An 11,296-nucleotide genomic window follows, 5' to 3' on the forward strand; every position below is an offset into this window, starting at 1 on the left:
TGGTTTCTGTATTTTTAAATAGCTCATTTGTGAAATGAGTTGTGTTTTTGGTTAAGAGTTTTTTATTTTTTTTCCCATAGATAACTTTGGTAGTCACTGATATTAAAAAATTATTCAGTGGAAATAATGAATAGTATGTTTAAAAAGTGTATCTAAATTTTGAATTTGAATATTCCCGAAATAAGGAAATGTGTTGCATAAAATGAAAAAAAATCGTGGGATTGTTTTTGTTACTTGCTGCGTAACATCATTGATTCTTGGAGGGTGTGCTTCAAATCATTTCAGCATAAAAAAAGTCAATAATAAGAATGTGAAAACAGTAGCTTATCCATTGACAGAACGTCAATGTCTTATGCGAGCAATGTATTTTGAATCGAATCGTACAAGCCGAGAAGGGATGATTGCAGTTGGAACGGTTGTTATGAATCGTGTTAACTCAAGTGCTTATCCAAAAACAATTTGTGGTGTTGTTGGCCAATACAAGCAATTTGCTCCAGGTGTTTTAACTCGTCCTATGACTGAACCAGCGTCTGTTGCTCGTGTTAAAGAAGCAGCTGATGCTGTTTTACGTGGCAAGCGGGATAAGAAAGTTAAGGACGCTATGTTTTTTCATACAGCGGGTTTATCTTTCCCTTATAAAAATATGCATTATGTACGTGTTGCGGGGGGTAATGCTTTTTATGAAAAGCGTGCACGTGATGGATCACGTCAGATTCCTGCTAATAATCGTCCTTACGATGTTGCTTTTGCCTTCGCCCAAGAGCGTTCTGGCAACATGCCGAGTTTTATGGATACAAATTTAGGAGTGATGAAAGAAGAGGAGAGTAAAAGATACAATACGCCTTTTGTTATTGCTCAATTTGATAGGATACCCATTCCTAAACATGCGCCTGATCGTTCAGGTTATAAAGAAGAAATAAGATCAGTTGCGGCGTATGCTATGCCTTCTCAAGATCAATTAAATGCAATTGTTACAATGTTAGAAGAAAGGTATAGAAGTCGGTAATTCTTTATGTTCATAAAAAAATTTACTTAAAGTGCAAAATTATCTTGCAAAAATTAAAATAAGAATGGTGATCAATTTAAAAGAAAAGTTGGGTGTTTTTGTAATTGTTGCAGTTTCAGTTTTATTCTTAGTTTAGTGTGTCTTGCATATAACATTTACAATTCTGAACAGTATGGTCATATTGATTTCTAGTGATAATTTTCTGCTGTTTATTGTAAATATGTACACTACTGATTTTTATTAGCATCCTTTAAGCTTTATGAAGGAATGGGAAAACCATGTGGAAATTAATTTACATTTTAGAGGGATCACTAATCCATAACGTGTTTGATAGGTAATTATGTATTGTATGATAGCATTGTTCATAATCCGAATGTTCTGATGGAAGAAATATTTAATTACGTCTTATGTTATAAAATTAGATGTTTTTTACAGGTTTTGCAAAGTGGTGATAATATAAGAAGTAGAGAAAAAGTTTTTCTTGCTTTGCATTTTTTTCCAGATTTTAAGAAGAAATCACTCTCATAATATATTTTAAAACGGTAATACAAGGTGTTTTGTGTTATGCAGTGCTCTATAAAATAGGAGCTCGTTGATGGAGGAATCGGTTACTATGATTGAAGCAGGTGAAATCGATATAGGTGGTATGTGAATAGGCTAGCGCGAGAGCATTTGCATTTCTTAAAAATGGATGAGCTTAATATTTAGATTTTAACAAAAATATGTTGTCTGCAAATACTTAATCACTGGGGAAATAGATGCCTGAGCTTCCTGAAGTTGAAACGGTTCGTTGTGGACTTAAGCCAATATTAACGAGCGCAAAGATTGTATCTGTTACACTTAATCGTAAAGGTTTGCGATTTCCTTTTCCAGAGGCATTTTCTGAACGGCTTGTGGGAAAAACAATCTTAGAGCTTGGTCGGCGTGCAAAATATTTATTATTTCATCTTTCACAAGATGAGACAATCCTGAGCCATTTAGGAATGTCGGGGTCATGGCGCATTGAGGATAAAGCTTCAGAAAAAAAATGTGTGGATAAATTAATTGCTCATGATCATTTTATAATGGATGTTCAGGCAAAGAACGGTAAAGGTTATCGTCTTACTTATAATGATCCTCGTCGTTTTGGATTTATACTTTTATTAGAGACAAGAAGACTTTATGAACATCCGCTTTTAAAGAAGCTTGGTCTTGAACCCATGAGTAATGCATTTTCTGGTAGTTATTTACAAAAGGCTTTTCTCAACAAGAAAATGTCTTTAAAAGGAGCTTTATTGGATCAGTCTATTGTTGCTGGTCTTGGGAATATTTATGTATGCGAAGCACTTTGGCGTAGCCGTTTATCTCCGCAGCGTAATGCGTCAACGTTGGCATTGAAAACAGTATCTGCGCGTGAATTTGCATATTCTTTAGCACAAAACATACGCAGTGTGATTGCCGAAGCAATTGTATCTGGTGGATCTTCCTTACGTGATTATACGCATGTTGATGGCTCCCTTGGTTACTTTCAACATGCTTTTTCTGTTTATGGGCGCGAAGGAAAAGAGTGTTTACAATGTGGGATGCCTATTGTGCGTATTTTACAGTTAGGACGTTCAAGTTTTTACTGTCCGCAGTGTCAAAAGTGAATGAGGTGTCTTGCAAAATTTAATAAGGGGCTTAAAGTCACATTTACAATTGTACGAGGTTTGAGAGGGTTTTTATGCTAAATAAAGTGCTAACGCATCTTGATGATAATATAGAAAAGAGTCTTGAGCGCCTTTTTTCTCTTTTACGTTTCCAGTCAATTTCTACAGATCCATCTTACAAAAATATGTGTCGTGAAACAGCTGATTGGTTGGTGGAAGATTTAAAAAGTATTGGCTTTAATGCTTCACGTCGTAATACTCCTGGTCATCCAATAGTTGTTGGACATCATCCGGGGGCTTCAGAGGATTGTTTGCATGTTCTTTTCTATGGACATTACGATGTTCAGCCAGTTGATCCACTGAGTTTATGGGAGGATGATCCATTTGAACCTTCTTTAAAAGAGAAGGATGGAGAAAAAATCATTTATGGCCGTGGTTCTTCAGATGATAAAGGTCAGCTCATGACTTTCATTGAAGCGTGTCGTGCTTTTAAGAAAGAAACAGGACAACTTCCTGTTAAAGTTACTGTTTTATTTGAAGGAGAAGAGGAAAGTGGATCTCCTTCTTTGATTCCTTTCTTGAAGGAAAATATTGATGAGTTGAAAACTGATTGTGCGTTGGTTTGTGATACGGCCATGTGGGATAGTAATACGCCATCAATTGCTGTTGGTCTTCGGGGTGTTGTGGGAGAAGAGATCACTATTACAGCAGCCAATCGTGATCTACATTCTGGTTCTTTCGGAGGAGCAGCAGCCAATCCCATTCATATTTTAACCAAAATTTTAGCAGGACTTCATGATGAAAATGGTCGGGTAACACTTTCTGGGTTTTATGATGGCGTAGAAGAAACGCCTCCACATATTTTGCAGTCATGGAATGGTCTTGAGTGTAATACTGAAACGTTTTTAGGTCCTGTAGGCCTTTCTGTTCCAGCAGGTGAAAAGGGCCGGAGTATCTTAGAACAAATATGGGCTCGTCCTACAGCAGAAGTTAATGGCATTAGTGGTGGTTATGAAGGGGAAGGGTTTAAAACAGTTATTGCTTCCCAGGCAAGTGCAAAAGTTTCTTTTCGTTTGGTACATAAACAAGACCCAGAGAAAGTACGTAATGCTTTTCGTCATTATGTATGCAGTTTAATTCCTGAAGATTGTACAGTTTTATTTAAGGAGCACGGTGCTTCTCCAGCGATTCAGCTTCCCTATGATTCCCCCTTTATTAAGGCGGCGAAAGATGCTTTATCTCAAGAGTGGAGTAATCCTGCTTTATTAACTGCCATGGGTGGATCAATTCCAGTTGTTGGAGATTTTCGGTCAATTCTTGGTATGGAAACCGTTTTGGTAGGATTTGCGTTGGATGATGATCGCATTCATTCGCCTAATGAAAAGTATAATTTGAAATCATTTCATAAGGGACAGCGGTCTTGGGCACGCATTCTTGCAACTTTAGCAAAAATAGGAGAATAGATGACAGAGATTCGTGTTCATCAAGGTGATTTGCCAAATTTAGATAACTATAGCATTGATGCGATTGCGATTGATACTGAAACCTTGGGCTTACAGCCACATCGCGATCGTTTATGTGTTGTGCAGCTTTCTTCTGGAGATGGTACTGCTGATGTTATACAGATAGCAAAAGGGCAGAAGAGTGCACCTAATTTAGTAAAATTGCTTGAAGATAAAGCTATTACTAAAATATTCCATTTTGGACGTTTTGATTTGGCTATTTTGGCACACACATTTGGTGTTATGCCAGATGCTGTTTTTTGTACAAAAATTGCTTCAAGGCTCACTCGTACTTATACAGACCGCCATGGGTTAAAGGAAATTTGTGGTGAATTATTAAATGTGAATATTTCTAAACAGCAACAGTCTTCAGATTGGGCGGCAGAGACTTTGTCACGTGCACAAATTGAATATGCGGCATCGGATGTTTTATATTTACATCGTTTAAAAGATATATTTGAAGAACGTTTAAGACGTGAAGAACGAGAAACTGTTGCGAAGGCATGTTTTCAGTTTTTACCTATACGAGCAAAACTCGATCTTTTAGGGTGGCCAGAAGTTGATATTTTCGCGCACAGTTAAACAGAACTTTTTTAAAAATAAGAAATAAGGAAAAACTATTAATGTAATAAATTAGGCTTTTTGTATGAGAAGGATAGCTTTTTTCCTTTATTTAACTTTGAGGCAATGTAATGGAGGCACATTTATGAATATGTGCTTTCTTTAGTCATTATTGCTCTTTATTTGTATTACAGTTAGATCAAAAAGATAAATAATTTATTTTAGATACAATATGAAAAGTAAAGGCTGCATAGAGGCTTGCATACAAATATTTTATTAAGGGTTAGAAGGATAAAGTGTTCTTTCTAAAAAGATGTAATCTAATAGCCTCTTTCATAAATAGATTTTATTGCTGATCGTATATTGTATTTTATTGATCTGAAAAGTTAGTAATTTTTGATTAATATAGTTTAAAAAATTCCATTTTAAAAAATTAAAGTATTGAAAATATTTGTTTAAAATAGGTTTTCTTATCCTATGTAATTTTAGCGTTTCTCTATAGAAATTTAGATATCGACTGCTATTTAGAATACATTATGGATAATTGAATGGAGACAAATTTATGTATATGAAATATTTGATAGCAGCTTTTGCTTTCTCTTCAGTTTTTGAAGCTCGGGGGTCTACTTTTATAATTGTGCAATCTTCGGTAGAAATTTCTTCTAGAAATTCTTTTTTTGATAGAGAGGGGAGCAATTATTTAAGTAGAGCCACTCGAGCAAAGCTTTCTTACATTTATAGTAAACGGAGAGCGGTTGTGAAGTTGGTGCCTGTACCATCTTCGATTAAAAAGAAGAGAAATCAAGGAGGTTTTAGAGTACGGCATAGACGGCACAATTTGTCTACAAGAAACTATATGCATTTAGAATAGATTGAAGAGGAAACATCAGATATCCAGTTTTGTTTTTTGATAATTAGAAAAATATAAAGGAGAGTTATTTTTACAGTTTAAGAAAGGGATTAAGTTAGTTAGAATTTCCTTACGCGAAATATAATATATTCCTTTTTAACTATGATAGAGAATAATTATGATAGGATAAATCATTTCTTTCGTCATGAGTGATTGAAGGTAAAAATACTATTCATATTGTTACGGTATTCTTTAGAGCAGTGTTTTTCATAGCAGAATATTATTGCTTAGAGTTTAGTTAAGTTTTTCAATTTTTTATTAAAATTTATTAAAGAATTAAAGTTAAACCTCAGTTGGATAATGAGAAAAGGGGGATGTGAACCATAGTTCTTTATGAGTTTGAACTTATTGCAGCACAAGTAATGGTTTGTGTTTGGGGCAGGTTTTTGTTTTTTAGAGTGTATCATTTTTACTACAGACATCTTAAGTGAGGGCTCTATATGAGGCTGCGTATTCAAATATCAGCTATGGAGATAAATTTAATGAATATAAAATGGTTAATAACAGCATCTGCTTTCGCTTTAGTTTCAGCTTCTGCAGCACGGGCAGCAGATATTATTGTTACCCACGAACCTGTAACAGCTACAACAGCTACACCAGTTATTGCTGCCCCTGCTTTTTCTTGGACAGGTTTTTACCTTGGTGGTCAGATTGGTAATTTTTCAAGTAAAACTAAAATGGATGTTCTTAGTAATGGAAGCAAAGTTCCTGTAACTGAGGATTTTTTGCCTAAACTTTCAGGTTTTATGGGCGGTTTATATGCTGGTTCTAATGTTGATCTTGGCAATGGTCTTGTTTTTGGTGTTGATACAGACATTATTTGGGCTAATAAAGACGATACTAAAACATTGAGACCAAGTAAAATTAAGGCAGAGAATTTACCACATCTTAATGATGTTCTGCGAAAGGCTGGAATTAAAATTAACGGAGAAAGGGTTCAAATTGCTCAAGATGATATGCGCACCAGCGGTTACACATTTAAAGAAAAGTGGGCTGGTGCTACGCGCATGCGTATCGGTTTTGCTGCTAATCGCATCTTGCCTTATATAGCTGGTGGTGTTGCTTATACACAACTTCAAGATATTACATCTATATCAGTAGCACAAAAGGACACAGGTAAAGTGCTTGCTTCTGGTGTTTTAACTGATGAAACAAAGTCATTGGTTGGCTATACTCTTGGTGCGGGTGTTGATTTTGCAATGAACAATCATATTATGGTGCGTGCAGAATATCGTTATTCGGATTTTGGTAAAAAGAAATTTGCACAGGATAAATACGATCTTTCTTATAAAACCAATGATTTCCGTGTTGGTGTGGCTTACAAATTCTAAGATATTATATCTTAAATCATTAAGAGGCTCCCATCGAGGGAGCCTTCTTTAATTGTGTATTCACATGATAACATTCAATGAAAAATGAAAATAGAGAATATCATGCTATTACAGGTTTTGTGTAGCTACATAAAGGTGTGTGCATTGTATGTTAATTGAGGAGCAAATTTATGAATGTAAAATGTTTAATGATAACTTCTTCTATTGCTTTGACCTTGGCTTCATTAGCGCAGGCTGCAGATGTTAACACTTTTCGCGATTTTATAGCAGAAACACCAGTTATTATTACTCCTACTTTTGCTTGGAGAGGTTTTTACCTTGGTGGTCAAATTGGTAATTTTTCAAGTAAAACTAAAGTGGGTGTTTTTAGTGGCGATGGTAAAATCTCTGTTGATGGGAATCGATTGCCCAAATTATCAGGTTTTGTGGGTGGTTTTTATGCTGGCTCCAATGTTGAATTTTACAATGGTTTTATTCTTGGTGTTGATACTGACTTTATTTTGGCTAACAAAGACAGTATTCAAGTTCTTGGAATAGAGACTATTAAACGTGATCACCTAGCCAATATTCATCGAGTTTTGAGAAGCGCTGGAATTAAAATTAATGATCGTATAGGGATTGAAGAGAATGATGTGCACACTAACAGTTACACTTTAAAAGAAAAGTGGGCTGGTGCTATGCGTGTGCGCGTCGGTTTTTCTGTTGGCCGTATTTTACCTTATTTTGCTGGTGGTGTTGCCTATACACAGCTTCAAGATGTTGCATCGATATCAATAGCAAAAAGGGGTGGTATGGTGATTGCTTCTGGTAATTTATCTGATGAAACAAAATCTTTAGTTGGTTATATTCTTGGTGGCGGTGCTGATTTTGCAATGACTGATAATGTTATCTTGCGTGCAGAATATCGTCACTCAAATCTTGGCAAAAAGAAGTTTGCAAAAGGTAAACATGAAGTTTCTTATAAAGTCAATGACTTTCGTGCTGGTATAGCTTACAAATTTTAACGAAAGCCTATAGCAAAAATTAAATTATCAAGAGGCTTCATCTTTGATGAGGTCTTTATTTTTATGACTGTGTTATTTTTGCTACAGATTTCTTTTGTGGAGTCTTATAGGGTCACGCACTGTAACTAAATTGAGGAGCAAGTTATGAATGTAAAATATTTAGCAGCAAGTTCTGTTGTTGCTTTGATTACTGTTTCAACAGTGCAGGCAGCTGATATTACGGTTTCTCGTGATCCTGCAGCGGCAGAAACGGTATCAGTTGTTAGTCCTCCTTTTTCTTGGACGGGTTTTTATGTTGGTGGCCAGATCGGTAATTTTTCAAGTGCAGTAAAAGCGGATAGGCTTGGTGGTGAACAGGTTACTTCTGTTGGTGACGAATTTTTGCCTAAACTATCGGGATTCATGGGTGGTCTTTATGTTGGCTCTAACGTTGATCTTGGAAATGGTCTTGTTTTAGGTGTTGATACTGATTTTGTTTGGATTAACAAAAGTAATGAGAAAAGCTTACCAAAAGAAACAGTTGGGGAAGGTGATATACCCGTTATTAATCAGATGCTAAATAAGGCTCACCTTATTCTGAAAGAGGGAGATCAAATTAAAGTCGGTAATGAGATAGCTAAAGGTTATAGCTTGAAAGAAAAGTGGACTGGTGCTACGCGTGTGCGCATCGGTTTTTCTGCTAATCGCATTTTGCCTTATGTTTCTGGTGGTATTGCTTATACACAGCTTAAAAATGCTCAAACGGTATCGGTCAGTGATAAGGTAGGTAATAATCTTATTTCTGGTGACTTGTTTGATGAAAAAAAGGCTTGGGTTGGATACACTTTAGGTGCCGGTATTGATTTAGCAATGACCGACAATGTCATTTTACGTGCAGAGTATCGCTACTCGGATTTCGGTAAAAAGAAGTTATTCAATGAGAAATTGGAATCTTCTTACAAAACCAATGACTTCCGTTTTGGAATGGCTTACAAATTTTGATGTAAATAACATATAGTAAAAAATAAATTATCAAGAGGTCTCGTTTTAAATGAGGCCTTTATTTTTATGATTGTGTTATTTTTACTACAGATTTTTTTTTCAGAGTCTTATAAAGTCACGCGCTGTAATTAACTTAGGAGCAAAATTATGAATATAAAATGTTTAGTAGCAAGTTCTGCTATTGCTTTGATTTCAGCCTCAGCAGCGCAGGCGGCAGATGTTGTTCTTCCTCGTGAATCTGTAGCGGCAGAAACAGCATCAGTTGTTAACCCTTCTTTTTCTTGGACGGGTTTTTACCTTGGTGGTCAGATTGGTAATTTTTCAAGTCAAAATAAAATAGGTCTTTTGAGTGGTGAAGAGACAAATAATATTGACGAAGATTTATTGCCTCACCCATCAGGATTTATGGGTGGTTTGTATGCTGGTTCTAATATTGAATTTGGAAATGGCTTTGTTTTAGGTGTTGATACTGATTTATCTTGGGCTAACAAAAGCGATAGTAAAAATTTTTTAGCGCGCGATATTGCTGAAGGTGACGTAAATGGCGTTAGTAAGCTTTTAGATGATGCCAAAATTGGTGATCAGAAAATTACAGTTGCACAGGGTCAAACACAGATTCATGGTTTTAATTTAAAAGAGAAGTGGGCTGGTGCTACACGTGTACGTGTTGGGTTTGCTGTTGATCGTTTTTTACCTTACGTTGCTGGTGGTGTTGCTTATGCGCGGCTTGATGGTGCGCAAACGCTATCAGTGTCTGAACAAGGTACAGGTAAAGTGCTTACTTCTGGCAACTTGTCGAATAACCAAAAGTCATTTGTTGGATACGCTCTCGGTGCTGGTGTTGATTTTGCAGTTGATAATCATGTTATTTTGCGTGCAGAATACCGTTACTCTGACTTTGGTAAAAAGAAGTTTGAAGAGAATGCATATGAAGTTTCTTACAAAACCAATGATTTCCGTGTTGGTGTAGCTTACAAGTTTTAATCCAGAAATTAATATAGCAAAAAATAAATTATCAAGAGGCTTCGTTTTTGACGAAGCCTTTATTTTATTGTGAGTGTGTCATTTTTACTACAGATATTTCAAATAAGATATTTTATATGAATGTCGTTTTGGATATTTGGAGATTATTTATGAACACAAAACGTTTTATACAGGCATCTATTTTTGCTTTAATTTCTGCTTCTACGGTGCAAGCTGCTGATGTGATGGTTATCAATCAGCCAGCACAGACTGTTTCTCCGTCAGCTACTGTAGTTCCTGATTTTACGTGGACGGGTTTCTATTTTGGTGCCCAGGCTGGCGGTTTTTCTAGTAAAATTGATATGAGTATTATTGATAGGGATACAGCTGTACCGTTGAATGAAGATTTGTTGCCTAAACTTTCAGGTTTTATAGGTGGTCTTTATGCAGGTTCTAATTTTGATCTTGGAGATAATTTCCTTGTAGGTATTGATACAGATTTTATGTGGTCCGGAAGAAAGCATACAAAAACGGTCATTTTAGATGCTCATAATGATGCTGAAATTGAAAATATAGTTGGACGGACGCGTAGGTCAGCATCGCCATCGCCATCGCCATCAAAAACAGTGACAGTAACAGGACCAGCGACAGCAATAACATCAAAAGCACCAGCATCAGGATCAGTGACAGCAATAGTACCAGCGAAAGAAAAAGAGAAATCAGAGGGACAACCTGCAGCAGTGTCTAAATTAGGAGGACATTCGGGATCATATCCTCATCATTACGGGGCTGGATCTTCTAATCCGCATGCGGCAGCGCCTCATGGAGCTAGTGGGTCTTCTAATCCGCATGCGGCAGCGCCTCATGGAGCTAGTGGGTCTTCTAATCCGCATGCGGCAGCGCCTCATGGAGCTATGCGTGGTGCACAGGAAGCAAAAAATGCGAATACAAAAGGTGATAATTCGTACGGTTTAGAGCAGATTAAAAGTATGATCTTGGGTCTTGGTCTTGCTCCAGAGAATGGTAAGAAAGAGTTGAGTCATACTTTAAAACAAAATTGGGCTGGAGCTACAAGAATACGTATTGGTTTTGCTTCTGATCGCATTATGCCTTATGTTGCTGGTGGCATTGCTTATACACAGTTACAAGACATTGTTTCATTATCGTTAGAAAAGCAAGAAGGTGAAAAGAATTCTTCTAAAGAATTAGCGGATGAAACAAAGACAATGATTGGCTATACGCTTGGTGGTGGCATTGACTTTGCAATGACAGATAATATTTTGGTGCGTGCAGAATATCGTTACTCTGACTTTGGCAAAAAGAAATTTGCAAAGGAAAAATTAGAAATTAACTACAAGACTAATGATTTTCGTGTTGGTATAGCTTACAAATTTTAATTCATACAAAATA

10 protein-coding genes are annotated in these 11,296 nt (G+C 36.3%); all 10 read left to right on the forward strand.

Going from position 1 to position 11,296, the window contains the following annotated elements; genetic code table 11:
- Window positions 1-202: 202 nt before the first annotated feature.
- Window positions 203-1,006 (forward strand): cell wall hydrolase, encoded by an 804-nt coding sequence (locus V5N68_RS01225; protein WP_332065367.1) that lies wholly within the window; start codon window positions 203-205, stop codon window positions 1,004-1,006.
- Window positions 1,007-1,764: 758 nt separating this feature from the next.
- Window positions 1,765-2,634: a bifunctional DNA-formamidopyrimidine glycosylase/DNA-(apurinic or apyrimidinic site) lyase gene (gene mutM, locus V5N68_RS01230; protein WP_332065368.1), complete on the forward strand. Its 870-nt coding sequence runs from the start codon at window positions 1,765-1,767 to the stop codon at window positions 2,632-2,634.
- Window positions 2,635-2,708: 74 nt separating this feature from the next.
- Window positions 2,709-4,097, forward strand: a complete 1,389-nt coding sequence (locus tag V5N68_RS01235) for a M20/M25/M40 family metallo-hydrolase (RefSeq protein WP_332065369.1) — start codon at window positions 2,709-2,711, stop codon at window positions 4,095-4,097.
- Window positions 4,098-4,718, forward strand: coding sequence for a ribonuclease D (locus tag V5N68_RS01240; RefSeq protein ID WP_332065370.1), 621 nt, complete (start codon window positions 4,098-4,100; stop codon window positions 4,716-4,718).
- Between the two features lie 541 nt (window positions 4,719-5,259).
- Window positions 5,260-5,568, forward strand: a complete 309-nt coding sequence (locus V5N68_RS01245) for a hypothetical protein (RefSeq protein ID WP_332065371.1) — start codon at window positions 5,260-5,262, stop codon at window positions 5,566-5,568.
- A gap of 521 nt (window positions 5,569-6,089) precedes the next feature.
- Window positions 6,090-6,938, forward strand: a complete 849-nt coding sequence (locus tag V5N68_RS01250; RefSeq protein ID WP_332065372.1) for an outer membrane protein — start codon at window positions 6,090-6,092, stop codon at window positions 6,936-6,938.
- Window positions 6,939-7,108: 170 nt separating this feature from the next.
- Window positions 7,109-7,942, forward strand: a complete 834-nt coding sequence (locus tag V5N68_RS01255; RefSeq protein ID WP_332065373.1) for an outer membrane protein — start codon at window positions 7,109-7,111, stop codon at window positions 7,940-7,942.
- Window positions 7,943-8,086: 144 nt separating this feature from the next.
- The gene (locus tag V5N68_RS01260) at window positions 8,087-8,923 is read left to right on the forward strand and encodes an outer membrane protein (protein WP_332065374.1); all 837 of its coding nucleotides are present in this window, start codon (window positions 8,087-8,089) and stop codon (window positions 8,921-8,923) included.
- A gap of 147 nt (window positions 8,924-9,070) precedes the next feature.
- The gene (locus V5N68_RS01265; protein WP_332065375.1) at window positions 9,071-9,907 is read left to right on the forward strand and encodes an outer membrane protein; all 837 of its coding nucleotides are present in this window, start codon (window positions 9,071-9,073) and stop codon (window positions 9,905-9,907) included.
- Between the two features lie 149 nt (window positions 9,908-10,056).
- Entirely contained in the window at window positions 10,057-11,283 is a 1,227-nt protein-coding gene (locus V5N68_RS01270; RefSeq protein WP_332065376.1) for an outer membrane beta-barrel protein, read from the forward strand.
- Window positions 11,284-11,296: the final 13 nt, after the last annotated feature.

Source organism: Bartonella eidoli, from assembly GCF_036576145.1.
Lineage (GTDB): Bacteria > Pseudomonadota > Alphaproteobacteria > Rhizobiales > Rhizobiaceae > Bartonella.